Source organism: Segnochrobactrum spirostomi (assembly GCF_009600605.1).
In the GTDB taxonomy this organism is placed as follows: Bacteria; Pseudomonadota; Alphaproteobacteria; order Rhizobiales; family Segnochrobactraceae; genus Segnochrobactrum; species Segnochrobactrum spirostomi.
Genome location: NZ_VWNA01000001.1, coordinates 2373966 through 2398613, shown reverse-complemented (window position 1 = coordinate 2398613; position 24648 = coordinate 2373966). Strand labels below are relative to the sequence as shown.

At 69.6% G+C, this 24648-nt stretch carries 20 protein-coding genes; 6 read left to right on the top strand and 14 right to left on the bottom strand.

Translation table 11 applies throughout. The annotated features are described in order from the left end of the window. Position 1: 1 nt before the first annotated feature. Both F0357_RS10815 and dapB read right to left on the bottom strand, forming a co-directional pair. A complete protein-coding gene (locus F0357_RS10815) occupies positions 2-622 on the bottom strand; it encodes a 2,3-bisphosphoglycerate-dependent phosphoglycerate mutase (protein WP_153481015.1) in 621 nt (206 codons plus the stop codon). A 73-nt stretch (positions 623-695) separates the two neighbouring features. After that, on the bottom strand, positions 696-1511 hold the full coding sequence (gene dapB / locus F0357_RS10810) for a 4-hydroxy-tetrahydrodipicolinate reductase (RefSeq protein ID WP_153481011.1): 816 nt from the start codon (positions 1509-1511) through the stop codon (positions 696-698). A 213-nt stretch (positions 1512-1724) separates the two neighbouring features. On the opposite strand from dapB, the gene F0357_RS10805 reads away from it, so the two are divergent. After that, positions 1725-2018 carry a ribbon-helix-helix domain-containing protein gene (locus F0357_RS10805; protein WP_153481008.1) on the top strand — a complete coding sequence of 98 codons (294 nt, stop codon included), beginning with the start codon at positions 1725-1727 and terminating at the stop codon, positions 2016-2018. 279 nt (positions 2019-2297) lie between these two features. On the opposite strand, the gene F0357_RS10800 is transcribed toward F0357_RS10805, so the two are convergent. Further along, complete coding sequence (locus tag F0357_RS10800) at positions 2298-2549, bottom strand: hypothetical protein (protein WP_153481004.1); 252 nt, start codon at positions 2547-2549, stop codon at positions 2298-2300. A gap of 101 nt (positions 2550-2650) precedes the next feature. Next, entirely contained in the window at positions 2651-5305 is a 2655-nt protein-coding gene (gene mutS / locus F0357_RS10795) for a DNA mismatch repair protein MutS (RefSeq protein ID WP_153486650.1), read from the bottom strand. 197 nt (positions 5306-5502) lie between these two features. Here mutS and F0357_RS10790 point away from each other — a divergent pair, with 197 nt between their 5' ends. Further along, positions 5503-7785, top strand: a complete 2283-nt coding sequence (locus F0357_RS10790; protein WP_153481001.1) for an NADP-dependent malic enzyme — start codon at positions 5503-5505, stop codon at positions 7783-7785. Between the two features lie 209 nt (positions 7786-7994). Here F0357_RS10790 and F0357_RS10785 read toward each other — a convergent pair whose 3' ends face one another. After that, on the bottom strand, positions 7995-8627 hold the full coding sequence (locus tag F0357_RS10785; protein WP_153480992.1) for a bleomycin resistance protein: 633 nt from the start codon (positions 8625-8627) through the stop codon (positions 7995-7997). A 386-nt stretch (positions 8628-9013) separates the two neighbouring features. Between F0357_RS10785 and F0357_RS10780 the strand changes: the two genes are divergently transcribed. The 3 genes from F0357_RS10780 to F0357_RS10770 all read left to right on the top strand — a co-directional run bounded on the left by F0357_RS10780 (position 9014) and on the right by F0357_RS10770 (position 10740). Beyond that, the gene (locus tag F0357_RS10780; RefSeq protein WP_153480988.1) at positions 9014-9259 is read left to right on the top strand and encodes a type II toxin-antitoxin system VapB family antitoxin; all 246 of its coding nucleotides are present in this window, start codon (positions 9014-9016) and stop codon (positions 9257-9259) included. A gap of 96 nt (positions 9260-9355) precedes the next feature. Beyond that, positions 9356-10207 carry a 2,3,4,5-tetrahydropyridine-2,6-dicarboxylate N-succinyltransferase gene (gene dapD, locus F0357_RS10775; protein WP_153480984.1) on the top strand — a complete coding sequence of 284 codons (852 nt, stop codon included), beginning with the start codon at positions 9356-9358 and terminating at the stop codon, positions 10205-10207. A 104-nt stretch (positions 10208-10311) separates the two neighbouring features. Next, positions 10312-10740 carry a tellurite resistance TerB family protein gene (locus F0357_RS10770; RefSeq protein WP_153480976.1) on the top strand — a complete coding sequence of 143 codons (429 nt, stop codon included), beginning with the start codon at positions 10312-10314 and terminating at the stop codon, positions 10738-10740. Positions 10741-10992: 252 nt separating this feature from the next. On the opposite strand, the gene F0357_RS10765 is transcribed toward F0357_RS10770, so the two are convergent. The 4 genes from F0357_RS10765 to amaB all read right to left on the bottom strand — a co-directional run bounded on the left by F0357_RS10765 (position 10993) and on the right by amaB (position 17316). Next, positions 10993-12690 (bottom strand): thiamine pyrophosphate-binding protein, encoded by a 1698-nt coding sequence (locus F0357_RS10765; protein ID WP_153480973.1) that lies wholly within the window; start codon positions 12688-12690, stop codon positions 10993-10995. Positions 12691-13118: 428 nt separating this feature from the next. Then, positions 13119-14327: a CaiB/BaiF CoA transferase family protein gene (locus F0357_RS10760; RefSeq protein ID WP_153480971.1), complete on the bottom strand. Its 1209-nt coding sequence runs from the start codon at positions 14325-14327 to the stop codon at positions 13119-13121. An 11-nt stretch (positions 14328-14338) separates the two neighbouring features. Beyond that, positions 14339-15538, bottom strand: a complete 1200-nt coding sequence (locus F0357_RS10755; RefSeq protein WP_153480969.1) for an acyl-CoA dehydrogenase — start codon at positions 15536-15538, stop codon at positions 14339-14341. A gap of 245 nt (positions 15539-15783) precedes the next feature. Continuing rightward, positions 15784-17316 (bottom strand): L-piperidine-6-carboxylate dehydrogenase, encoded by a 1533-nt coding sequence (gene amaB / locus F0357_RS10750; RefSeq protein WP_153480965.1) that lies wholly within the window; start codon positions 17314-17316, stop codon positions 15784-15786. A 316-nt stretch (positions 17317-17632) separates the two neighbouring features. On the opposite strand from amaB, the gene F0357_RS10745 reads away from it, so the two are divergent. Further along, positions 17633-18526 (top strand): LysR family transcriptional regulator, encoded by an 894-nt coding sequence (locus F0357_RS10745; protein ID WP_312861540.1) that lies wholly within the window; start codon positions 17633-17635, stop codon positions 18524-18526. 17 nt (positions 18527-18543) lie between these two features. On the opposite strand, the gene F0357_RS10740 is transcribed toward F0357_RS10745, so the two are convergent. The 5 genes from F0357_RS10740 to F0357_RS10720 all read right to left on the bottom strand — a co-directional run bounded on the left by F0357_RS10740 (position 18544) and on the right by F0357_RS10720 (position 24496). After that, a complete protein-coding gene (locus F0357_RS10740; RefSeq protein ID WP_208948287.1) occupies positions 18544-19491 on the bottom strand; it encodes an ornithine cyclodeaminase family protein in 948 nt (315 codons plus the stop codon). A 382-nt stretch (positions 19492-19873) separates the two neighbouring features. Continuing rightward, positions 19874-21109 (bottom strand): ABC transporter permease, encoded by a 1236-nt coding sequence (locus F0357_RS10735; protein ID WP_153486645.1) that lies wholly within the window; start codon positions 21107-21109, stop codon positions 19874-19876. A gap of 53 nt (positions 21110-21162) precedes the next feature. Continuing rightward, a complete protein-coding gene (locus tag F0357_RS10730) occupies positions 21163-21873 on the bottom strand; it encodes an ABC transporter ATP-binding protein (RefSeq protein WP_153480961.1) in 711 nt (236 codons plus the stop codon). 5 nt (positions 21874-21878) lie between these two features. Then, the gene (locus F0357_RS10725) at positions 21879-22337 is read right to left on the bottom strand and encodes a hypothetical protein (RefSeq protein ID WP_153480958.1); all 459 of its coding nucleotides are present in this window, start codon (positions 22335-22337) and stop codon (positions 21879-21881) included. A gap of 362 nt (positions 22338-22699) precedes the next feature. Further along, positions 22700-24496: an alkaline phosphatase gene (locus F0357_RS10720; protein ID WP_153480956.1), complete on the bottom strand. Its 1797-nt coding sequence runs from the start codon at positions 24494-24496 to the stop codon at positions 22700-22702. Positions 24497-24648 lie beyond the last annotated feature (152 nt).

Sequence of the window (24648 nt, the reverse complement as noted above, 5' to 3'; positions counted from 1 at the left end):
GTCAGGCCGCCAGGTCCTGCTTGTCGGCGATCTCGCCGTCCTGGGTCAGACGGTAGACGATCGGCGACCCGGTCGCGAGCTCGCGCTGGATGATCTCCTCGCCGCTCAGGTGCTCGAGCGCCATGATGAGGGCGCGCAGCGAGTTGCCATGGGCGGCGACCAGAACCCGCTCGCCCTTGAGGACGCGGGGCAGGATCTCGGCGCGGAAATAGGGCAGCACGCGCTCGGCGGTGTCCTTGAGGCTCTCGCCGCCCGGGGGCGGAATGTCGAACGAGCGGCGCCAGATGTGCACCTGCTCCTCGCCGAAGCGGGCGCGGGCGTCGTCCTTGTTGAGGCCGGTCAGGTCGCCGTAATCGCGCTCGTTGAGGGCCTGATCGGCGATCACCGGCAGATCCGGCTGGCCGATCTCCTCGAGGATGAGGTGGCAGGTCTTCTGCGCCCGCGACAGGGCGGACGTGAAGGCGACGTCGAAGGTGAGCCCGAGCTCCTTCAGCTTGCGGCCGCCCTCACGCGCTTCGGAGACGCCGAGCGCGGTGAGATCCGGGTCCTTCCAGCCGGTGAAGAGGTTCTTGAGGTTCCATTCGCTCTGTCCGTGGCGGACGAGGACGAGCAGGCGATCCATCGGGCGGGTCCTTTGGGTTGGCGGCACGCGGCACGGCGTGGGTCGAGGCGCGGGGAAACGCGCGGGAGGTCTATTAAGCTTCAGAGAGGCCCAGAACATCGGCCATAGTGTGGAGCCCCGGCTTGCGGCCGCGCGCCCACAGCGCCGCCTTGAGCGCACCGCGGGCGAAGATGTCGCGATTTTCCGCCCGGTGGCCGAGTTCGATGCGCTCGCCCTCGCCGGCGAGGATGACGACGTGGTCGCCGACCACGGAGCCGCCGCGCAGGGTGGCGAAGCCGATGCTGCCGGGCTCGCGCGGGCCGGTATGGCCGTCGCGCACGCGCACCGAGACGTCGTCGAGGGCGACGCCGCGCCCTTCGGCCGCCGCGCGCCCGAGCATCAGGGCGGTGCCGGAGGGGGCGTCCACCTTGTGGCGGTGGTGCATCTCGACGATCTCGAGATCGTAGGAAAGGTCGAGCGCCTTGGCCGCCTGCCGCACCAGGGCGGCGAGCAGGTTGACGCCGAGGCTCATGTTGCCGGACTTCACGATCACCGCATGGCGGGCGGCGGCGGCGATCTTCTCGTCGTCGGCGGCGGACAAGCCCGTCGTGCCGATGACGTGGACGATGCGCGCCTGGGCCGCGAGTTCGGCGGCGGCGAGCGTCGTCGCCGGGTTCGTGAAATCGATGACGCCGTCGGCGCGCGCGAACAAGGGCAGCGGATCGTCGCCGACCGCGATGCCGAGCGTGCCCGTTCCGGCGAGGAGGCCGGCGTCGACGCCGATCGCGTCCGAGCCGGGCCGCTCCACGGCCCCGGCGAGAACGAGCCCCGGCGTCGCCTCGATCGCGCGGATCAGGGACCGGCCCATCCGGCCGGCCGCACCCATCACCACGAGCCGCATGTCACTCATCGCTTCGTCTCGGTCTTCAAGGCGGGGCGCGCAAGCACGCAGCCCCGAGGGCGGGAAGGGCGCGTGCGCGCCGGAAGGCGTTGGGGCTGAAGCCCCCGAACCAATCGGCGCGTAACCTCTCCCCACGCGGGGAGGACGTCAAGCGGCGAGCGGGATCGGGCCCTCTTGCGTACGGTGGGAAAGCTGCCCACCATGAGAGGCGGGAGACCGATCATGGCCAATGTCGAGAAAGTCAGCGTGGCGCTTACACCGGAAATGGCGACGACGATGCGTGAGGTCGTCGAATCCGGAGAGTACGCCTCCGTCAGCGAGGTGATGCGCGAGGCCCTGCGGGACTGGAAATTCCGCCGCTTTCAGCGCGAACAGGCCGTGCAGGGGCTCGGGCGGTTGTGGGACGACGGCGTCGCGAGCGGCCCCGCCACCGATGGCGAATCCGCCTTCGCCCGCATCCGGCGCGCCCTCGATGCCAAGCGGCTGGGCTCTCCGGTCATTTCCCTTCGCGCTTGAGACGGACACGCCCTCTCCGTCGTCATCCCCGCCCTTGTGGCGGGGATGACGACGGAGAGGGCGATTGCGATGAGTGCCGTTAAATTATTGAATTGGCGAACTATATCGAAGACTGGAACACTAGTATTTACCACTCTCCTAACGGGCGCGCTAACGGCATGCAGTGGCTTGTGCGGCTGGCCAAACCAATTACATTGACATGATCTGACTCATCGCATCGATGATATTTTGAATGCGGCTGCGCATAATCAGAGCATATCTGCTACGCAATACATCGTGCTAGGGCTGAGCGCCAAGCTTTTTAGCCAACTCTGAAAGAGCTTCAAGTTCTTCAATATGCATATTTATATTGACGCCAGGTGACTGATTTCTGGCAATCCCGTGGAGATCCCACCGAACGGGAATTGTACCGCCGGCACTATTGATGCTCCCATGCAAGCAATCGCTATTGGTGGGATCAATGCCATTCACCACCGCGGAATGGCCGCCCTGCGTCGTGACTTCGATCGGAAAAATCTTGAGCGTCGCCATTCTGCCCTCCTTACCACAAAGATATAGCTAGCTTTAGTGCTCAAACTCGAAATTGGAAACGAGCATTGAAGTTTCCGCAATCGCGAATGTGCATTCGATGCCTACCCTTTCGCCGCCCGGGCGCGTTCGGCTTTGAGGCGGTAGAGCGCGTCGAGCGCCTCGCGGGGGCTCATGGCGTCGGGATCGAGGCCGTCGAGCACCGTCAAGGCCGGGTCCGGCGCGGCCGGCGCGGCGGCGCGGGGCGCCACGGCCTGGAACAGCGGCAGATCGTCGACGACGGCGGCCCGCGGATTCTGCCGGTCGGCCGCCTCGAGCTTCGCCAGCACCGATTTCGCCCGGGTGATGACGGCCTCCGGCAGGCCCGCGAGACGGGCGACCTGGATTCCGTAGGAGCGATCGGCCGCGCCGGGCACGATCTCGTGGAGGAAGACGACGTCGCCCTTCCATTCGCGCACCCGCACCGTCGCGTTGACGACCCGGGGCAGCCGGTCGGCGAGGCCGGTCAGCTCGTGATAATGGGTCGCGAACAAGGTGCGGCAGCGGTTCACCGCGTGGAGATGCTCGATGGTACCCCAGGCGATCGAGAGGCCGTCATAGGTCGCGGTGCCGCGGCCGATCTCGTCGAGCACCACGAGGGCGCGCGGGCCGGCCTGGTTGAGGATCGCGGCGGTCTCGACCATCTCGACCATAAAGGTCGAGCGGCCGCGGGCGAGGTCGTCGGCGGCGCCGACGCGGCTGAAGAGGCGGTCGACGACGCCGATCTCCACCTCCGCCGCCGGCACGTAGGACCCCATCTGGGCGAGCACCGCGATCAGCGCGTTCTGGCGCAGGAAGGTCGACTTACCGCCCATGTTCGGGCCGGTGAGGACGACGAGCCGGCCTGCCTCGTCGCTGCCGACCGGGCCGAGATCGCAATCGTTGGCGACGAAAGGATCGCGCCCCTCGGCGCGCAGCGCCTGTTCCACCACCGGGTGACGGCCGCCGCGGACGCGGAAGGCGAGCGAGCGGTCGACCTTCGGCCGCACATAGGCCTCGCGCTCGGCGATCTCGGCAAGCGCGGCGGAAACGTCGATGATGGCGAGCGCCTCGGCCGCCGCCTTGAGCCGCGGCGCGGCCGCGAGAACGCGGGCGACGAGATCGTCGAAGGCCGCGATTTCGAGCCCCAGCGCGCGGTCGGCGGCGGAGGCGATGCGGGTTTCGAGGTCGGCGAGCTCGGTGGTGGTGAAGCGCACCGCACCGGCAAGCGTCTGGCGGTGGATGAAGCGGCGCGTCGCGGCATTCTCGGCGAGGATCTTCTCGCCGTGGGCCTGGGCCACCTCGATGAACCAGCCGAGCACCGCGTTGTGGCGGATCTTGAGGGATTTGACCCCCGTCTCGGCGGCATAATCGGCCTGCAGCGCGGCGACCACGCGCCGGCTCTCGTCGCGCAGGCCGCGGGCCTCGTCGAGATCGGGCAGGAAGCCCGGACGGATGAAGCCGCCGTCGCGGCGATGGAACGGCAGTTCGTCGGCGAGCGCGGCGGCGAGGGTTTCGGCGAGATCGGCCGGCAGCGCCGCAAGCGCGTGGGCCGCGAAGGCGATTTCGGCCGGCGCGTCGGCGCTCGCGAGCGAACCGGCGACGCCCGCGCTGGCGGCGAGCGCGGCGGCGATGTGGCCGAGATCGCGCGGGCCGCCGCGATCGAGGGCGAGGCGCGACAGGGACCGGCTGATGTCCGGGGCGGCGGCGAGGACGGCCCGGACGGCGCCGCGCCGTTCCGGCTCGTCGAGGAAGAAGCCGACCGCGTCGAGCCGGCGGCCGATCGCGTCCGGATCGGTGAGCGGGCTCGCCATGCGCTCGACGAGGAGGCGCGCGCCGGCGGCGGTGATGGTGCGGTCGATCGCGGCGGCGAGCGAGCCGCGCCGCTCCCCCGCGAGGGTGCGGGTCAGTTCCAGGTTCGCCCGGGTCGCGGCGTCGATCGCCATCGTCTCGGCCGCGCTCTCGCGGCGGGGCGGATCGAGCGGCGGTCGGCTGCCGACCTGGGTGCGCTCCACATAAGCGAGCGCGCCGGAGGCGGCGGCGAGTTCGGCGCGGCTGAAGGCACCGAAGCCGTCGAGGGTCGCGACCGCGAAATAGCGACCGATGCGCTCGGCCGCGGTCGCGCCGTCGAAGGTCGCGCGCGGAACCGGCGTCACCGAGGGGCCGAGGCCGCGCAGGAGATCGCGCAGGCTCTCGTCGGCGAGAAGCTGGTCGGAGACGAGGATTTCGCGCGGCTCGATGCGGGCGAGATCGCCGGCGAGCGTCGCCGCCTGGGTCTCGGCGACGCGAAAGACGCCGGTCGAGATGTCGATCCAGGCGAGGCCGAACGCGGCGTTCTCCGCCGCGCCGACGCGGGCGAGGGCGGCGAGGAAGTTCGAGCGCCGGCCGTCGAGAAGGGTCTCCTCGGTCAGCGTGCCGGGGGTGACGAGGCGCACCACGTCGCGCCGCACCACCGACTTCGAGCCGCGCTTCTTCGCCTCGGCCGGGTCCTCCATCTGCTCGCAGACGGCGACGCGGTGGCCGAGCGCGATGAGCTTCTGGAGATAATCGTCGGCGGCGTGGATCGGCACGCCGCACATCGGGATGTCCTGGCCGAGATGCTTACCCCGCTTCGTCAGCGCGATGCCGAGCGCGCGGCTCGCCACTTCCGCGTCGTCGAAGAACATCTCGTAGAAATCGCCCATGCGATAGAACAGGAGACAGTCGGGATTGGCCGACTTGATCTCGATATATTGTTCCATCATCGGGGTGGGGCGACCCGCGAGGGAAGCGTCTGCGGCGATGTCGTGCATGGACGGACGTTAGCAGAATGAAGAAGCACTTTCACCGCTGAGCGGTGCTTGTGGCCTCCCCCGGCCGTGGATAAGGTCCCCTTCCGGCCCCTATCAAACAAAATGAAGTCTCGGCGCCGGGCGAGGGCGTTGGAGGAAAAGGGCCGATGGCGAGGGATGCGTCCGCGAGCGAGAACAAGCAGCTCGCGATCACCGATCGGGAAGCGCTGGAATTCCACCAGCAGGGTCGTCCCGGCAAGCTCGAAATCGTGCCCACCAAGCCGATGGCGACCCAGCGCGACCTCTCGCTCGCCTATTCGCCGGGCGTCGCCGTGCCGGTGCGCGCCATCGCCGAGGACCCGAGCCGCGCCTTCGATTATACGAGCCGCGGCAACCTCGTCGCGGTCATCTCCAACGGCACCGCCATCCTCGGCCTCGGCAATCTCGGCGCGCTCGCCTCGAAGCCGGTGATGGAGGGCAAGGCCGTCCTCTTCAAGCGCTTCGCCGACGTCGATTCCATCGACCTAGAGGTCTCGACCGAGGACGTCGACGAGTTCGTCAATTGCGTGCGCTATCTCGGCCCCTCGTTCGGCGGCATCAACCTCGAGGACATCAAGGCGCCGGACTGCTTCGTCATCGAGAGCCGGCTGCGCGAACTGCTCGACATCCCGGTCTTCCACGACGACCAGCACGGCACGGCGATCATCTCAACCGCCGGCCTCATCAACGCCTTCCACCTGACCGGGCGCGATCTTAAGACGGCTAAGATCGTCTGCAACGGCGCCGGCGCCGCCGGCATCGCCTGCATCGAACTCATCAAGGCGCTCGGGGTGCCGCATCAGAACGTCACCCTCTGCGACACCAAGGGCGTGGTCTACAAGGGCCGCACCGAGGGCATGAACCAGTGGAAGTCGGCCCACGCCATCGAGACCGACGCGCGCACCCTCGCCGACGCCATGGTCGGCGCCGACGTGGTGCTGGGCCTCTCGGCCAAGGGCGCCTTCTCGGCCGACATGATCGCCTCGATGGCGAAGAACCCGATCATCTTCGCCATGGCGAACCCCGATCCTGAGATCACGCCGGAAGAGGCGGCGGCGATCCGCGACGACGCCATCGTGGCGACCGGGCGCTCGGACTATCCGAACCAGGTCAACAACGTCCTCGGCTTCCCTTACATCTTCCGCGGCGCGCTCGACGTGCGCGCGACGACAATCAACGAGGCCATGAAGATCGCCGCGGCCGAGGCGATCGCCGCGCTCGCCCGCGAGGACGTGCCGGACGACGTCATCGCCGCCTATCGCGGCCAGCGCCCGCGCTTCGGGCCGAACTACATCATCCCGGTGCCGTTCGATCCGCGGCTCATCTCGGTCGTGCCGGTGGCGGTCGCGACCGCCGCGATGGAGACCGGCGTCGCGCGCCGGCCGATCATCGACCTCAAGGCCTATGCGGCGCAGCTCTCCGCCCGGCGCGATCCCGTGGCGGGCTCGCTCCAGCGCATCTTCTCCAAGGTGCGCGAGGCGCCGAAGCGCGTCGTCTTCGCCGAGGGCGAGGAGGAGGCGGTGATCCGCGCCGCGGCGAGCTTCGTCTCCCAGGAGCTCGGCACCGCCGTCCTGGTCGGCCGCGAGGAGACGGTGAAGGCGACGGCGACCGCCGCCGGCATCGAATTCCGCCCCGGCATGGAGATCTCCAACGCCCGGCTTTCGAACCGCAACCGCGATTATGCCGAGACGCTCTATGCGAAGCTGCAGCGCCAGGGCTACCTGCTGCGTGACTGCCAGCGCCTCGTCAACAACGACCGCAACTTCTTCGCCGCCCTGATGGTCGCCCGCGGCGACGCCGACGCCATGGTGACCGGAGCGACGCGCAATTACGCGACCGCCCTCGACACCGTGCGCAAGGTGATCGACGCCAAGCCCGGCCACACCCTGATCGGCGTCTCGATGGTGCTGACGCGGGGCCGCACGGTGTTCGTCGCCGACACGGCGGTCCACGACACCCCGACGCCCGAAGAGCTCGCCGACATCGCCGAGGAGGCGGCGCACCTCGCCCGCCGGCTCGGCCACGAGCCGCGCGTGGCGCTGCTCGCCAACGGCAGCTTCGGCCAGCCGCCGAGTGACAGCGCGGTCCGGGTGCAGGAGGCGGTCGCGTTGCTCGGCCGCCGCCGGGTCGATTTCGAGGTGGATGGCGAGATGGCGGCGGACGTCGCGCTCAACGCCGAGCTGCTCGCGGCCTATCCGTTCACCCGCCTCTCCGGCCCGGCCAACGTGCTCGTCATGCCGTCCGCCGACGCCGCCTCGATCGCGACGCGGATGCTGCGCGAGCTCGGCGGCTCGACGGTGCTCGGCCCGCTCCTCGTCGGCCTCGACAAATCGGTCCAGCTCGTCTCGCTCGGCGCCAAGGACCGCGACCTCACCAACATGGCGGCGGTGGCGGCGTATAATGTGACGTGAGGGCGAGTGCCATCTTGCTGCCCTTGCCGCCGCGCAAGGATTGCCCCGGCCCGCCTCGCCCCGCAGACGGCCATCGGCCCCGCGCTCGGCCGACACGAGGTCTCCTTCGTCATCCCCGCCCTGAAAACACAGGGATACACCGTAACAGGCAACGGGCGCCGGGCCCGTAAGCGGACATGCCGATGGTCTGTCCGGGGTGGGAAGTGGTCCTAACTTGCGCCCGCGAATAGTATCAAGTTTCCATCCGGGTCGCTGACGATGAAGGTGCGTGCGCCCCAGGGCTCGCTGCGCAAGGTCTGGTGGAAGGTCACGCCAGCGGCTTGAAGCTCTAGGAATAGCGGCTTGGCGTCATCGAGCGTCAGGGTCGCGGACAGGGCGTCAGGTTCGTGAGCGCGAAAATGTTCGGAAAACACGGGCCCGTCGACGCGGCGCAGGTTCAGTTTCGCGCCATTGCGCCCGACCTGAGCATAGAAGGCGGGCTCGCCGGAGATGAACACACGGCGAAAGCCGAGCTTCTCCTCATAGAACGCAAGCGAAATCGCAATATCAGAGACGAAAAGCTGCGGTTCGGCGGCGATAGCGGCCGAGGAGGGCGACGGGTTTGCAAATGGCATGGATGAAAGGCCCTTGGTTAGCGCCAACCAGTTCTCGAATCCCGCTTTCCTCGCGACGAGGTCTTGGGCGTCGCTCAGCTTGAAGAGCGAGGCCAAGATCTCCTGGTCCGTCAGGCCGCTGTAGCGTGGCAGCAGCGACCTGATCTGGCCCGCGACGGGAAAATACCGTTCGCGATGCCAACGAAGGTGGAGCTTGGCCTGCTTGCGCAGATTTTCGAGATTCAGCATGGGCGCGTTACGATTGAGGTGTCGTAGGCGGGCTTAGCCCTTCCGGCGTTAGAACCGATGCGCCCTACAGCAACCCGAGAACTTTATGGATGCGGCTTTCGCAGGTCAATGTCCGCAATGGGTCGTGAGGAGCCATCAGCACAGGCGCAGAAACCAGACGTTCAGATCGTCACGACCAGGCATTGTCGGTCCCGGTGAACTCCCGCCCTTGTGGCGGGGACCCAGGGGCGGCACGGCCGGTGTTCGCGGCCCCTGGGTCCGCGGGTCAAGCCCGCGGATGACTTCGGAGAGGCCGATCGCGCCGAAGCGCGTCAAAGGCGCTGCTTATGCTATTCGGAGCGCATCTAAACAGCGCCTTTTAGCAGGCCGGTCCCGAGGGGGAAGCCATGGTGGTGCGGATCGAGGACGCGGAGATCGAGGCCTTGGCGGAGCGCTTCCGAGCGCACGTGGGGGCTGCCACGATTGTCGAGGCGATTGGATTGGCGCTGCGAACCGCCCTGCGCGGTGGCGAACAGCGGCCGCCTCTCGCACAGCGTCTCCGACGGGCAATCGCTTTGGCCGACGCAATGGGACCATCCGATCCCACGTTCGACGCCAAGCCTTTTATGGATGACATGTGGGGCGAACCCTAAGCCTCCGCCGTTGACACCTCCCCCGCGCACGATATCGTCCGGCCCCGATTTGCTACCCGTTTCGTATCCTGCCCACGCCCCGAGAGGACGACCCCGATGAGCGATTCCGATCTCGCCAAGCTCGCCGCCGCGATGGAGGCCGCCTGGGAGGATCGCGCGTCGATCGACGCCTCCACCTCGGGCCTCGTCCGCCGCGCCGTCGACCTCACCCTCGACATGCTCGACAAGGGCCAGATCCGCGTCGCCGAAAAGCGCGATGGGGAATGGGTCGTCAATCAGTGGGCCAAGAAGGCGGTGCTGCTGTCGTTCCGCCTCAACCCGATGGAAGTGATCCCGGGCGGCCCGGGCGGCGCGGTGTGGTGGGACAAGGTGCCTTCCAAGTTCGCCGGCTGGAGCTCCAACACCTTCACCGCCGCCGGCTTCCGCGCCGTGCCGGGCGCCATCGTGCGCCGCACGGCCTATATCGCGCCGGGCGTGGTGCTGATGCCCTCCTTCGTCAATCTCGGCGCCTACGTCGCCGAAGGCACCATGGTCGACACCTGGTCGACCATCGGCTCGTGCGCCCAGATCGGCCGCAACTGCCACATCTCGGGCGGCGTCGGCATCGGCGGCGTGCTCGAGCCGCTGCAGGCCGGCCCGGTCATCATCGAGGACGATTGCTTCATCGGCGCCCGCTCGGAAGTCGCCGAGGGCGTCGTCGTCGGCGAGGGTTCGGTGATCTCGATGGGCGTCTTCCTCGGCGCCTCGACCAAGATCATCGACCGCAACACCGGCGAGGTCTTCGTCGGCCGCGTGCCGCCCTATTCAGTGGTGATCCCGGGCACCCTGCCGGGCAAGCCGCTGCCGGACGGCAGCCCAGGCCCGAGCCTCGCCTGCGCCGTCATCGTCAAGCGCGTCGACGAGCGCACCCGCTCCAAGACCTCGATCAACGAGCTTCTGCGCGACTGACCCCGAGCCCTCGTGGGCCGCGACGGCGGCGCCGGTTCCGTCGCCGCGCGAAATCGGCTAAAGGGTGCGGCCCGCCCGCTCGGACGGGACCGCCGGAGGAGCCCATGCCCGTCAAGACCGATGCCCCGATCACCCACCACGACGCGCTGATCTACGCGATGGTGACGCTCGCGGCCGTGGACCGGGCCATGACGGACGCCGAGCTCGGCACCATCGGTGAGCTCGTCTCCAATCTCCCCGTATTCGCCGATTACGACCGCGAGCGGCTCGTAAAGTCGGCCTCGACCTGCGGCGAGATCCTGCGCGGCAAGGACGGCCTCGCGCTGGTGCTCGACATCATCAACGACGCGCTGCCGCCGAAGCTGCGCGAGACGGCCTATGCGCTGGCGGTCGAGATCGCGGCGTCCGACCTCCTCGTCGACGACGAGGAACTGCGCTTCCTCGAGATGCTGCGCGACCGGCTCGACCTCGATCCGCTCGTCGTCGCCGCGATCGAGCGCTCGGCCCGGGTGCGCTACCGCCGCGCCGACTGAGGTCGGAATCGCGCGCGGTCGTCGAAGAGAGCGCCGCCCCCCTTCTCCCCCTCGGGGAGAAGGTGCCCCGAAGGGGCGGATGAGGGGGATAAATCACTTACATTTCAATATATTAATAGCGTTCGGCGAGGGCGCGAAAACCCCTCATCCGGCGCTATCGCGCCACCTTCTCCCCGCAAGCGGGGCGAAGGAAGAGGCGGCGAGTCCGATCTTCGGGAAAGGCAAATCTCTCCGCCCTCCCCCAAGCCCACCTCACCCCTGCTTGGCCAAGGCCGCCTCGCGGATGGCGGTCAGCGTCGTCGCCGGGGTGATCGCCTCCGGGTCCATCACGCAGTGCAGGATCGCGGGCTTGCCGCTGGCGAGCGCCCGCTCGAAGGCCGGCGCGAACTCCGCCGTGGTCTCCACCCGCTCGCCGTGGCCGCCATAGGCGCGGGCGAGCGCGGCGAAGTCCGGGTTCGCGAGGCGCGTGCCCGAGACGCGGCCTGGATATTCCCGCTCCTGGTGCATGCGGATGGTGCCGTACATGCCGTTGTCGAGCACGATCACCACGACCGGCGCGCCATATTGCACGGCGGTCGAGAGCTCCTGGCCGTTCATCTGGAAGCAGCCGTCGCCGGCGAAGGCGACGACGGGCCGATCGGGGTGCATCAGCTTCGCCATGATCGCGGCCGGCACGCCGTAGCCCATCGAGCCGCAGGTCGGGGCGAGCTGGGTGCGGAAGCGGCGGAAGCGATAATGGCGGTGGACCCAGGTCGCGTAGTTGCCGGCGCCGTTCGCCACGATCGCCTCGGGCGGCAGCCGGTCGCGCAGCCAGGCGACCGCCTCGCCATATTGGAAGGCGCCGGGCAGCGTCTTCGGATGGTCGGTCCAGGCGTGGAACTCGGTGTTCGCCTCGGCGGTCTCCGCCGCCCAGACCGGGGCAGTCGGCGCCGCGAGGGTGTCGAGGGCGAGGTCGTCGAGGGCGAGCGCGAAGGCGGCGGGCGTCGCGTGGATGGCGAGCGTCGGGGCATAGACGCGGCCGAGCTCCTCGGCGCCCGGATGGACGTGGACGAGCGTCTGACGCGGCGCCGGCACGTCGATCAGCGTGTAGCCGCCGGTCGAGATTTCCGACAGGCGTGAGCCGACGAGCAGGATCAGATCGGCCTCGCGGATGCGGGCGGCGAGCTTCGGGTTCGGGCCGATGCCGACGTCGCCGGCATAATTCGGATGGTCCTGCGGGAAGAGATCCGAGCGGCGGAAGGTGGTGCCGACCGGCAGCGCGAAGCGCTCGGCGAAGCGCACCATCGCCGCGGTGCCGGCTTCGGACCAGCGCGTGCCACCGAGGATGAGGAACGGCCGCTCGGCCTCGGCGAGGAGGCGGGCGAGCGCCTTGAGCTCGGCCGGGCCGGGCGAGGTCTCGGCTGGCTCGATGCGGGGCAGGTCCGCGACCGCCGCGGTCTCGACCAGCATGTCCTCCGGCAGCGCGACGACGACCGGACCGGGCCGGCCCTGCATGGCGACGCGGAAGGCGCGGCCGACGAGTTCGGGGATGCGGGCGGCGCTGTCGATCTCGACGACCCACTTCGCCATGCCGCCGAAGAAGGCCTTGTAATCGATCTCCTGGAACGCCTCGCGCTCGCGCATGCCGCGCTCGACCTGGCCGATGAACAGGATCATCGGGGTCGAATCCTGGGCGGCGATGTGGATGCCGTGGCTCGCGTTGGTGGCGCCGGGGCCGCGGGTGACGAAGGCGATGCCGGGCCGCCCGGTGAGCTTGCCGGCGGCCTCCGCCATCATCGCCGCGCCGCCCTCGTTGCGGCACACCACGACCTCGATCGCCGCGTCGTGGAGCGCGTCGAGCACCGCGAGATAGCTTTCGCCCGGGATGCAGGTGACCCGCTCCACGCCCTGGGCGACGAGCTGATCGACCAGAATGCGGCCGCCGGTGCGGAGAGGAAGCTCGGTCGTCATGACGCTGGGGTCCTTCGAGATCAGCGATGGGGTGAGCGGTCGGGGCGGATCAGCGCGAGTCTTTGCTTGCCGAAGCGGCGCAAGCCCCACCCTGACCGCCTTCGGCGGTCTGTCCCTCCCCCTGGCAGGGGAGGGACGGAAGCGCGGCGATGCCGTCACGGGTCGGGCAATCGCCTCAAGGCACTCTATTTGGGCGCCGCTCGGCACCTCAACAAAAACGCCGCTTTACCCCTCCCCTGCCAGGGGGAGGGGTGGCGCGAAGCGCCGGGGTGGGGTGCGCGCCGCACGCACCCCACCCCCGTCGTGATCGTGGCCCTGACCCCACCCCGCCGCTGACGCGGCGACCCTCCCCCTGACAGGGGAGGGTGGGAGCCCGGGGGGAAAGGGTGTGGCAGGCGAGGCGCGCCGCGGGGCGCTCGCCGGCGCCCTCAATCCGCCTCGAGGCCTTCGAGAACCGCGGCCGTGTCGGCGCCCAAAGCCGGGCTCGGGGTCGCGGCCATCTGGCGGACGCCGTCGAGCACGATCGGGCTGCCGACGCTCGGGATCGACCCCGCCGCGGCGGTCGGCGCGGCGAGGTCGCGCTTCAGCCCGCGGTGCACCACCTGGGCGTCGGCGAACACGTCGGCGACGGTGTTGATCGGCCCGGCCGGCACGCCGACCGCCTCGAGCCGGGCGAGCAGGCCGTCGCGGGTGTGCTCGGCCGTCAAGGCGGCGAGGATCGGCACGAGCCGCGCGCGGTTCTTCACCCGGCCCTCGTTGGTCAGGAAATCCGCCTCGAGCGCGAGCTCGGCGCGCCCCAGCACCGTGCAGAAGCGGGCAAACTGGCCGTCGTTGCCGACCGCCACGACGAGATGACCGTCGCTCGCCGGGAAGACCTGATAGGGCACGATGTTCGGGTGAGCGTTGCCCATCCGCCGCGGCGCCTTGCCGGAGGCGAGATAGTTCATCGCCTGGTTGGCGAGCACCGAGACCTGGGTGTCCATCAGCGCAATGTCGACATGGCCGCCGCGCCCGGTCGTCTCGCGCCGGCGCAGAGCGGCGAGGATGCCCACCACCGCATAGACGCCGGTGAAGACATCGGCGAAGGCGACGCCGATCTTCTGCGGCTCGCCGTCGGGATCGCCGGTCAGGTCCATGATCCCGCCCATCGCCTGGATCATGAAATCGTAGCCGGCGCGGGCGGCATAAGGCCCGTCCTGGCCGAAGCCGGTGATCGAGCAGGTGATGAGCCGCGGATTGATCGCCGCGAGCGCGGCATGGTCGAGACCGTACTTCTTGAGCCCGCCGACCTTGAAGTTCTCGATGACGACGTCAGCGTCGCGCACCAGCGCCTTCACCGCCGCCTGTCCCTCGGCACTCTCGAAATCGATCGCGACCGACTTCTTGCCGCGGTTGCAGGAATGGAAATAGGCGGCGCCGAGATGGCCGCCGTCCGCCGCGGCGACGAAGGGCGGGCCCCAGGAGCGGGTGTCGTCGCCGGCACCGGGGCGCTCGATCTTGATCACCTCCGCACCGAGATCGGCGAGGAGCTGGCCGGCCCACGGACCGGCCAGGATGCGGGCGAGTTCGACGACGCGGATGCCGGCGAGCGGCGCCGGCGCGGCCGCGTCCCGATCCCCTTCCTGAGCCGCTTCCATCCGTACGATCCTCAGAAGAAGGCCTGGAGCCCGGTCTGGGCGCGGCCGAGGATCAGAGCATGGACGTCGTGGGTGCCCTCGTAGGTGTTGACCGTCTCGAGGTTCACCATGTGACGGATCACATGATATTCCTCGGAGATGCCGTTGCCGCCGTGCATGTCGCGGGCGACGCGGGCGATGTCGAGCGCCTTGCCGCAATTGTTGCGCTTGATGAGGGAGATCGCCTCGGGGGCGAGGCGGCCCTCGTCGAACAGGCGGCCCACCCGCAAAGCCGCCTGAAGGCCGAGGGCGATTTCGGTCTGCATGTCGGCGAGCTTCTTCTGGATGAGCTGGTTCTGGGCCAGCGGACGGCCGAACTGCTTGCGCTCCAGGACATAGGAGCGGGCGCGGTGCCAGCAATCCTCGGCCGCGCCCATGACGCCCCAGGCGATGCCGTAGCGGGCGCGGTTGAGGCAGCCGAACGGCCCCTTGAGGCCGGAGACGTTCGGCAAGAGCGCGTCTTCGCCGACCTCGACGCCGTCCATGACGATCTCGCCGGTGACCGAGGCGCGCAGTGAAATCTTGCCCTCGATCTTCGGCGCAGAGAGGCCCTTCGTTCCCTTGTCGAGCACGAAGCCGCGGATCGCCCCGTCATGGGCCTCCGACTTCGCCCACACGACGAAGACGTCGGCGACGGGGGAGTTCGAGATCCACATCTTGGTGCCGGTGAGGCGGTAGCCGCCGTCGATCTTGGTGGCGCGGGTGCGCATGCCGGCGGGATCGGAGCCGGCGTCGGGCTCGGTCAGGCCGAAGCAGCCGACCCATTCGCCGGTCGCGAGCTTCGGCAGATATTTGCGCCGCTGATCCTCGGACCCGTAGGCGTAGATCGGGTGCATGACGAGGGAGGACTGCACGCTCATCGCCGAGCGGTAACCGGAATCGACCCGCTCCACCTCGCGGGCGATCAGGCCGTAGGTGACGTAGCCGGCACCGGCGCCGCCATATTCCTCGGGAATGGTCGGTCCGAGCAGGCCGAGTTCGCCCATCTCCGACATGATCTCGCGATCGAAGCGCTCGTCGCGGAAGGCCGAGATGACGCGGGGCTGAAGCCGCTCCTGGGCATAGGCGCGGGCCGCATCGCGGATCATGCGCTCGTCTTCCGCGAGCTGATCCTCGAAGTGGAACGGGTCGGCCCAATCGAACGGATGGCGGTCGGAGGCGGCGGAGCTCATGGTCGAAAAGTCCCCGTGAAGGCCCGGCCTCGGCCGGGGATGGTGTTTGTCGTCGCTCGGTCTCGTCACGGCTTTTGCCGCCACGAGGTCCCTCCCCTGCCAGGGGGAGGGACAGGTCGCCGGAGGCGACCAGGGTGGGGTCGCCGCGGGCGAGGCGTCTCGTGTGTGGCGGACCCCACCCCGGCGCTTCGCGCCACCCCTCCCCCTGGCAGGGGAGGGGTAGGGCGGTGTTGCCGCCGCCGGCCTCAGCCGATGTCGAAGGTCACGCCCTGGGCGAGCGGCAGCGTGGTGCCGTAATTGATCGTGTTGGTGGCACGGCGCATGTAGGCTTTCCAGGAATCGGAGCCCGCCTCGCGGCCGCCGCCGGTTTCCTTCTCGCCGCCGAAGGCCCCGCCGATCTCCGCCCCCGAGGGGCCGATATTGACGTTGGCGATGCCGCAATCCGACCCTTCCGCCGACAGGAAGCGCTCGGCCTCCCGCATGTTCAGCGTGAAGACCGACGACGACAGGCCCTGGGGCACGCCGTTCTGAAGCGCGATCGCCTCGTCGAACTCGCGGTAGGACAGCACGTAGAGGATCGGGGCGAAGGTTTCCTCTATCACCGGGCCGACCTGGGCCGGCATCTCGACGAGAGCCGGACGGACATAATGGCCGCCCGCGGCACCCTCGACCGCGACCTGCTCGCCACCCGTCACGACGCCACCCGCCGCCCGCGCGGCGGCAAGCGCCTCCTCGTGGCGCGCGGCGGCCCCGGCGTCGATCAGCGGGCCGACGAGCGTGCCGGCCGCGCGCGGATCGCCGACGCGCACCGAGAGGTACGCCTTCTTCAGCCGCTCGATCAGCGCCTCGCGCACGCTCTCGTGGACGATCAGGCGGCGCAGGCTGGTGCAGCGCTGGCCGGCGGTGCCCATCGCCGCGAAGGCGACGGCGCGCACGGTGATGTCGAGGTCCGCGGACGGGGTCACGATCGCCGCGTTGTTGCCGCCGAGCTCGAGGAGCGCGCGGGCGAAGCGGACGGCGAGCCGCGGGCCGACGGCACGGCCCATGGCGGTCGAACCCGTCGCCGAGACGAGCGGCACGCGGGGATCGTCGGTGAGCACCTCGCCGACCGCGCGGCCGCCGATGACGACCTCCAGGAGCCCCTCCGGCACACCGCCGAAGCGGACGGCGGCGCGGGCGAACAAGGCTTCCACGGCGAGCGCCGTCAGCGGCGTCTTCTCCGACGGCTTCCACACTACCGAATTGCCGCACACGAAGGCGAGCGCGGCATTCCACGACCACACCGCGACGGGGAAATTGAAGGCGGTGATGACGCCCGTCACCCCGAGCGGGTGCCACGTCTCCATCATGCGATGGTCGGCGCGCTCGGTCGCGATGGTGAGGCCGAAGATCTGCCGCGACAGGCCGACCGCATAATCGCAGATGTCGATCATCTCCTGGACCTCGCCGAGGCCCTCCGAGGTGATCTTGCCGACCTCGATCGTCACCAGCCGGCCGAGATCGGCCTTGGCGGCGCGCAATTCCTCGCCCAGCAGGCGCACGAGCTCGCCGCGGCGCGGCGCCGGCACCTTGCGCCAGGCGCGGAAGGCGGCCTCGGCGCGGCCGATCGCGGCCGCGGTCTCGTCGGCGCCGGCTTCCGCGAGGCGGGCGATGGGCTCACCGGTGATCGGCGAGGCGACGGCGAGGGTGCCGCCGGACAGCCGGGCCGGGTCGACGCCGAGGCGGGCGAGGAGATCGGCGGTCTCGGCCGCGAGGCTCGCGGCAACGGGGGCGTTCATGACGTCTGCTCCTTCTGCGGCCGCCGCGCGGGAGGCGCCCCCATGGGCTGCCACCCGAAGCATGCCCTTCGGATTTGGGGCGATCTATGAGAACGGACGGGCCGCGGGTAAAACGATATCTTCTCAAGGGATCATGAGAGAACGGAATGAAGTCGGTGCCAGCGACGACAATCGGCCGGCTCCCTCTCCCCGCCGAGGAGAAGGTTGGGGTGAGGGGTTGCGGTGACGAGGCGCCGGCCCCCTTGCCCGGCACCGCGCGTTCCCTTGCCCCAGAGGGGGCGCGGAAACAAAGGCACGTCGTGTCGGCGGTGCGGCCGTGAACCGCGCCCATCTCCCCTCGATCGGCGCGCTGGCGGCGTTCGAAAGCGCGGCGCGGCACGGCTCGTTCACCCGCGCCGCCGACGAACTCCACCTGACGCAAGGCGCGGTCAGCCGGCAGATCCGTCAGCTCGAAGCCCAGCTCGGCATCGCCCTGTTCGAGCGGGTGCGCCAGCGCGTCTTCCTGACCGATGTCGGCCGCCTCTATCTCGGGGACGTGACGCGGCTTCTCAAGGACCTGACCGACGCGACCCAGCGCGCGATGGCGTTCGCCGGCGGCCAGGGCACCCTCAACATCGCCGTGCTGCCGACGCTCGCGACCCGCTGGCTGATGCCGCGGCTGCCGGGCTTCCTCGCCGAGCATCCCGACACCCTCGTCAATTTCGCGGTCAGGCTGGTGCCGTTCGATTTCTCCGCCGAGCCGTTCGACGCCGCGATCCATTATGGCGAGCCGACGTGGCCCGGCGCGGTCTGCGAGCCCTTGATGCCGGAGGAAATGGTGCCGGTCGCGGCGAAGGGGCTGAAGGCGGCGCGGGGCATCGCCACCCCGGCGGACCTGCTCGGCCTCCCCCTGCTGCACCAGGTGACGCGGCCGGCCGCCTGGCCCGATTGGTTCGCCGCCGCCGGGCTCGACGACCCGCGCGTGCACCGCGGGCCGCGCTTCGAGCAATTCTCGATGATCGCCCAGGCCGCGGTCGCCGGCATCGGCATCGCGCTGGTGCCGCGCTTCCTCATCGAGGAGGAGCTCGGCTCGGGCACGCTCGAGATCCTGTTCGAGCGGCCGCTGCGCTCCACCGGCGCCTACTATGTCGTCTATCCGGAGGCGAAGGCGGGCTTCTCGCTGGTGCGCGCCTTCACCCGGTGGCTACGGGACCGGGCGGCCGAGGCTTAACCCGGCATCGCCGTGCCTCAGCCGGCGGCGCGCCGATAGAGGGCACGGCCGATGATCAGGTCGAGATGACCGCCGCCGCCGTTCTTGAAGAGGGTGATCTGATCGTCCCCGGTGCGGCCGGGCGCCTCGCCGGTGCAGAGATCGAACAGGTCCGCCGAGAGGTCGGCTTCGCGCATCGCCCCGCGGGCCATCGCCTGGGTGAAGTCGCCGCAATCGCCGAGGGTGAAGCGGCGGGTGTCGGCAAACAGGGTCGCCCGGCGGATCGCCTCGTCGTCCGCCTCGCGCATGTCGGGCTTGAAGCCGCCGACGAGATCGAGGTGGGTGCCGGGCTTCAGCCAGACCCCCTGGATCAGCGGCTCGCGGGTGGCGGTGAGCGAGGTCACGATGTCCGCCTCGGCGACCGCCGCGGCGAGATCGTCGGCGACCGCGACCGGCCGGCCGAGATCGGCAAGCCGGGCGGCGAGCGCCTCGGCCTTCGCCCGGGTGCGGTTCCAGATCAGGATGCGGTCGATCGACGGCCGCACCGCGCAATGAAAGCGGACGTGGGTCTCGGCCTGGGCGCCGGCGCCGACGACGACGAGCACCCGCGACTCCTCGCGCGACAGGAAGGTGGAGGCGAGGGCCGAATCGGCCGCCGTCCGGCAGCGGGTGAACTGATCGCCGGTGATGACGCAGCGCGGCGCCCCATCGTCGCCGTCGAACAGCACGAAGACGGTGCGGACCGTCGGGCCGCGACCGCGCCGCTCGTTGTCGGGGAACACAGCGGCGAGCTTGGCACTGACGCCGCGGCCATAGGCCCACGAGCTCCAGATCAGAAGATGGTTCGCCGCCTCCGGACCGCGCTCCTCCGTGAGGAGCAGCCGCTCGATGACGTCGATGCCTTCGCGATGGCCGGCGGCGAGATCGGCGACGAGCTCGGCCGGAGGAATGGTGGCGGTCAGCGAATCGGCGTCGATGTGCAGCATGAAATCCCCGGAGAACAAGCAAACGGCGGATAGGTCGCGCGGAGCATAATCGATCGGCGCGCCGGGGGAAGGTGGGGGAGTAGCGCCGTGCTTTCGAGCCGCATGGAGCATTGGGCGGCCGTAAATTCGATCCCGGTGCAACAAACACGACGCCCACCCTCCCCTGCCAGGGGGAGGGTCGGCGCGAAGCGCCGGGGTGGGGTGGTCCGATCGGCTTCGTCGTTGCGTGGACAGGGCTCGCGCGCGGCCATCACCCCACCCCGTCACGCCTTCGGCGTGCCGACCCTCCCCCTGGCAGGGGAGGGTTAAGACGTCGTGCTGCGCGGGCTGTAATCTACGGCTGGACGAGGCGGTTTGGCATGACGCTCCCGCCCCTCCCCCGTCATCCGCGCAGGGCGGCGGCGGGGGATTCGCGGTAGGCGAGGAAGGCGGGGATCGCGGCGACGAGGGCGGCGACGGCGAGCAGCAGGCCGGCGAAGCCCAAATCGGCGCCGGTGAGGTCCACCGGCAGCGCGATGCCGCTCGCTTGCGTGAACAGCCCCGCCATCATTTTGGCCGCCGCGAAACCGATTCCGACGCCGGCGGCGACGCCGATCCCGATCAGCACCATGATCTCGATCCAGACGATGGCGAAGATCGCGGCACGCGGCGCGCCCAGAGCCCGCAGCGCGCCGATCTGCCGGCGCCGCTGGGAGAGGTGGACCGCCGTCACCAGCATCACCGCGGCGGCGACCAGGGCCTCGGTGCCGATCGCGATGGCGGAGAGCACGAGGCGTGCGTCGCCGAGCGTGCCGTAGAGCCGGGTCAGTACCTCGGCCGGGAAGACGCCGACGGTCGCCCCCTGACGGTAGGCGTTGCGCAGCCGGTAGGCGTCGGCGATCGTCTTGCCCTTGACGATGATCGCGGGAAGGCCCGGCCCGCCCTCGGCCCAGGGTGGGCCGATATGGTCCGGCGGCACGATGGGCTTCAGGTCGATGCGCTCGCCCGGGCTGCCCGTGAAGGGCATCGTCGGGGCCGGCGCGTCGTGATCGTCGTGGCTGGCCGCTGCGCCGTCTCCGTGCGGCTTGAGGCCGTGGATCAGCCAGACCGCCTCGATCGGCACCAGGATGGCGCGGTCCCAGGGCGTGCCGGTCGCCGGCATGCGGCCGACGACCCGATAGCTGAGCTCGGTGTGGGTGTGGCCGCTCATGCCGGCGAGGCCGTGCATCGGCTTCACCACGTCGCCCATCGAGAGTCGGACCCGGGCGCCGATCACCGCCTCGTCGAACGCCGTGAAGGCGCGGCCTTCGCTCGGCTTCAGCCGGCCGCCGTCGGTGACGAACTCGGCCGTCGTGCCGACGATCGGCATCCCCTCGAAATTGTCGCCGAAGCCGACCGGCGCGGCCCAGGCGACGCGGGGGTCCTCGCTGAGGCCCTTGAGGACGCTGCCGGGCATCAGGGGGAGCGGCGAGGCCTGCAGAAAGACGGCGGAGAGCACGAGCTGGGTCTCGCTGCCGGCGGCACCGACGACGAGGTCGAACCGGTCGGCGGCCCGTGCGGAGCCGAGCCTGAGCGCCCGCTCCTGGAGATTGACGGCGATGCCGAGCGCGGTCGCGAGCGCGATGAGGAGAACGATCATCAGGCCGCCGAGCCAGAGGCGGCGCAGATCGGCAAGGATGAAGCGCACCGGGATCACGCCGTCGCCTCCATTCGCGGGGCCGGCGACGGGGCAAGGCTGTCGGCGACGATGCGGCCGGCGGCGAGGGCGAGGCGGCGGTCGAGACGATCGGCGAGCGCCGCATCGTGGGTGACGGCGATCAAGGTCGCGCCCGCCTCGGCGGCGAGGTCGACGAGGAGGTCGGCGACGACCGCGCCCGCGGCGGCGTCGAGGCTCGCGGTCGGCTCGTCGGCGACCAGGACGGACGGCGCCATGACGAGAGCGCGGGCGACGGCGACGCGCTGCATCTCGCCGCGCGACATGGTCTCGATGCGCTGGGCGGGCCGTTTCAGGCCGACGCGGGCGATGAGCGCCTCGGCCCGCCCGCGGATCGCGCGATCGAGGGCGAGGCGGCGGAAGCGGGCGGGCAGCAGCACGTTCTCGAGCGCCGAAAGGCCGGGGAACAGGTGGAAATCCTGCATGACGAGGCCGATGTTGGCGGCGCGGAAGGCGTCGCGGCGGGCCTCCGACAGGGTCGCGAGGTCGGTGTCGCCCCAGCGCACGCTGCCGCGGGCGGGGCGCTCCAGGCCGACCAGAAGATTGATGAGGGTGGACTTGCCGGACCCAGACGGCCCCGTCACCGCGACGCGGGCGCCGGCGGCGATGTCGAGGGCGGCGATATCGATGACCGGCGCGCCGAGGCCGGGAAACGAGATCGCGAGATCGCGGACGGCGAGATCGGGCATCGCGATCAGCCGAGCGAGCGGAACGACGACTCGACCAAGCGGAGCTGGCTGACGAAGCCGGTCTCCGGATCGGTCCACGAGCCGACCTCGAGGCGGCCCTCGACCGCGATGGTGGCGTTGTATTGCACGAAGGTCTGCCGTTCACGAAGATAGACGACGACGATGTCGTCGGGCCAATCGGCGTCGGAGGAGCAGAACGGGCAGATCGACATCGGCGTCTTGGTGAGGACGAAGAACTTCGCTTCCGCCTTGAGCGGTGGCGCCATGAAGCCCTCCATGCCGACGCGCGCGCCGTTGAGGCTCTTCACCTTGTCGGAGAAGGTGAGGCCGAGCACGCTCACCTTGGAATAGAGCTCGTCGAAATCGAGCGTCGCCCCGGCCCGCGCCGGGCGGGCGGCAAGCGCCGGCAGGATCGTCATGGCGAGCCCGAGGATGCCGCGGCGGGTCCAGGCGGGTTCGGTCATCGCGGGTCTCCCTCGTCGCGGCGGTCGGGGTGTCATCGGGGTCTCGCCCGCGGCGTCATGGGGGGCTCGCCCGCGGCGTCATGGGGGGCTCGCCCGCGGCGTCATGGGGGTCTCGCCCGCGGCGTCATGGGGGTCTCGCCCGCGGCGTCACCCCACCCCGTCACGCCTTCGGCGTGCCGACCCTCCCCCTCCAGGGGAGGGTCAAGACGTCGTGTTCCATCGTCAGATCAAGAGCTTGCCGGATCGCGACCACCCTCCCCTGTCAGGGGGAGGGTCGCCGCGAAGCGGCGGGGTGGGGTCATGCCCACGGTTCATGCCCGGACGACCCGACGCCGAGGCGCCGGGTCGCTTGCGGGCACGCCTCACTGCGCCGTGGTCGGCGCCGGCTCGACGCCGAGGGCGAGGCTCTCGGTCATGACGCGGAACACGTCGGTGTTCTCCATGTAGCCGTGGAACTTCTCCGAGCCCGGGCCCTGGGCCTGGAGCACGACGTCGTCCACGGCATGGACGGCGGTGTCCTCGCTCTTCGGCAGGTTGCCGATGCGCAGGACCGCGCCGGGCACGTCCTTGTAGGCCTCGTTGGCGACGTACTCGCCCTTCTCGTTCTTCACGGCCGGGACATTCTGGCCCTCGAGATGCGGGCGGAAGGTCTCGTAATAATCCGGGAAGTTGTTGGCGAACACGGCGAGGCGGCGGGACACGTCCACGCTGTCGGGATAGCCGTCGCCGTTGGCGTCGACATAGGTCGGGAAGCCGGCGTCCTGGTAGGTGCCGACCTTCTCGCGCATCTCGGTGCCGGGCTTGTCGTAATCGATGGTGCCGATCAGCGAGGCGCCATGGGTGTGGTCGGCGGTCACGATGATCAGCGTGTCCGGATGGGTCTCGGCAAACTTCTTGGCGATGCCGACGGCCTTGTCGAAGGTGATGGTCTCGAACAGCGCGCGGTCCCAGTCCATCGGGTGCTCGTTCTTGTCGATCTCGGCGCCCTCGACCATCAGGAAGAAGCCGTCCGGATCCTTCGACAGCACGTCGAGCGCGGCCTGCATCATGTCCGGCACGTCCGGCTGGTCGGGGAACTTCGCGACCGTGCCCTTGTGCAGGACCTTCTGGTCGAGCGTGCCGTCCATGTTGCCGGTGTGGAACAGTCCGAGCAGCTTGCCGTCCTTCGGCGCCGCCTCGAGCTCGGTCTTGGTGGTCACGAGCTGATAGCCGGCGTCCTTGAACTGGGCGACGTAGTCGGTGTCGTCCTTGCGCTTCGAACCCGGCACGCTCTTCGGCAGGAAATAAGCCGAGCCGCCGCCGAGGATGACCTCGGGCTTCACCGCGTAGAACATGCCGACGATCTCGGGCTTGTCGGCGCGGCGGCGGGTGTGGGAGACGACGGCGGCCGGGGTCGCGTCCTCGATCTCGGCGTTGGAGACGACGCCGATCGACTTCTGCGGCGCGACGCGGCGCAGCACCTCGGCGATGGTCTCCTGGTGCGGCTGGTCGAGCGAGCCCTTGGCGCGGCTCGCATAGACGCCGAGCGCGTTCACGGCCGACTTCTGGCCGGTCATGTAGGCCGACATGGTGTTGGCGCTGTCGGCGGCGATCGAATCGGTCGAGGACGTGCCGATGAAGGCCATCGCCGGCAGAGTGTCCATGTTGAGCAGGCCGTTGGCCTTACCCTGGGTGTTGCCCTTGGACATGATGCGGGCGCCGGTGCGCATGGAGACGGTCATGCCGTCGCCGAGCAGGAAGATGACGTTCTTCACCGCCGGCTGCTTCGGCGTGCCGAACACGTCCCACTTGACGGTCTCTTCGGCACCGCCGGCCTTGGCCTCGATGGTGTAGGTGCCGGGCTTGGCGATCGCGACGTCCTTGACGACGATCGAAGAGGCGTCGGCGCCGTTTTCCTTCTCGATGAAGGTCGGCTCCTTGCCGAACACGGTCTTGTAGTCCTGGCCGTTGATGAGGATTTGCACCTCTTCCGGCTTCACCACGGTCGGGAACTCGACCTTGAAGTCGAACTTGCCGCCGGAGAGCAGGGTGGCGCGGTCGATCGGATAGATCTGCGCCTGATGGTCGTCCGCCGTCTTGTAGCGCGTCTCTCCGCTCTGCGCGAAGGCGACGCCCGGAATGAGCGCGACGGCCGCCAGAGCCAGCCAGTTCTGTCGCATGTGAGACCTCGTTCGATGAAAATCGATGCGCACCGCGGTCCGGACAGAAGCCGGCATCCCCCGATGGATGTTGCGGGCGTGGCGAAACGCGGCGGAGTGTCCGGGCTGCACATGTCAGTCGTGTGAAAAGCCGTGCAACAGCCTTCACGACT

Coding starts and splice junctions, on each gene's coding strand:
- F0357_RS10815 (WP_153481015.1), bottom strand. CDS start 622: ATGGATCGCCTGCTCGTCCTCGTCCGCCACGGACAGAGCGAATGGAAC.
- dapB (WP_153481011.1), bottom strand. CDS start 1,511: ATGAGTGACATGCGGCTCGTGGTGATGGGTGCGGCCGGCCGGATGGGC.
- F0357_RS10805 (WP_153481008.1), top strand. CDS start 1,725: ATGGCCAATGTCGAGAAAGTCAGCGTGGCGCTTACACCGGAAATGGCG.
- F0357_RS10800 (WP_153481004.1), bottom strand. CDS start 2,549: ATGGCGACGCTCAAGATTTTTCCGATCGAAGTCACGACGCAGGGCGGC.
- mutS (WP_153486650.1), bottom strand. CDS start 5,305: ATGGAACAATATATCGAGATCAAGTCGGCCAATCCCGACTGTCTCCTG.
- F0357_RS10790 (WP_153481001.1), top strand. CDS start 5,503: ATGGCGAGGGATGCGTCCGCGAGCGAGAACAAGCAGCTCGCGATCACC.
- F0357_RS10785 (WP_153480992.1), bottom strand. CDS start 8,627: ATGCTGAATCTCGAAAATCTGCGCAAGCAGGCCAAGCTCCACCTTCGT.
- F0357_RS10780 (WP_153480988.1), top strand. CDS start 9,014: ATGGTGGTGCGGATCGAGGACGCGGAGATCGAGGCCTTGGCGGAGCGC.
- dapD (WP_153480984.1), top strand. CDS start 9,356: ATGAGCGATTCCGATCTCGCCAAGCTCGCCGCCGCGATGGAGGCCGCC.
- F0357_RS10770 (WP_153480976.1), top strand. CDS start 10,312: ATGCCCGTCAAGACCGATGCCCCGATCACCCACCACGACGCGCTGATC.
- F0357_RS10765 (WP_153480973.1), bottom strand. CDS start 12,690: ATGACGACCGAGCTTCCTCTCCGCACCGGCGGCCGCATTCTGGTCGAT.
- F0357_RS10760 (WP_153480971.1), bottom strand. CDS start 14,327: ATGGAAGCGGCTCAGGAAGGGGATCGGGACGCGGCCGCGCCGGCGCCG.
- F0357_RS10755 (WP_153480969.1), bottom strand. CDS start 15,538: ATGAGCTCCGCCGCCTCCGACCGCCATCCGTTCGATTGGGCCGACCCG.
- amaB (WP_153480965.1), bottom strand. CDS start 17,316: ATGAACGCCCCCGTTGCCGCGAGCCTCGCGGCCGAGACCGCCGATCTC.
- F0357_RS10740 (WP_208948287.1), bottom strand. CDS start 19,491: ATGCTGCACATCGACGCCGATTCGCTGACCGCCACCATTCCTCCGGCC.
- F0357_RS10735 (WP_153486645.1), bottom strand. CDS start 21,109: ATGATCGTTCTCCTCATCGCGCTCGCGACCGCGCTCGGCATCGCCGTC.
- F0357_RS10730 (WP_153480961.1), bottom strand. CDS start 21,873: ATGCCCGATCTCGCCGTCCGCGATCTCGCGATCTCGTTTCCCGGCCTC.
- F0357_RS10725 (WP_153480958.1), bottom strand. CDS start 22,337: ATGACCGAACCCGCCTGGACCCGCCGCGGCATCCTCGGGCTCGCCATG.
- F0357_RS10720 (WP_153480956.1), bottom strand. CDS start 24,496: ATGCGACAGAACTGGCTGGCTCTGGCGGCCGTCGCGCTCATTCCGGGC.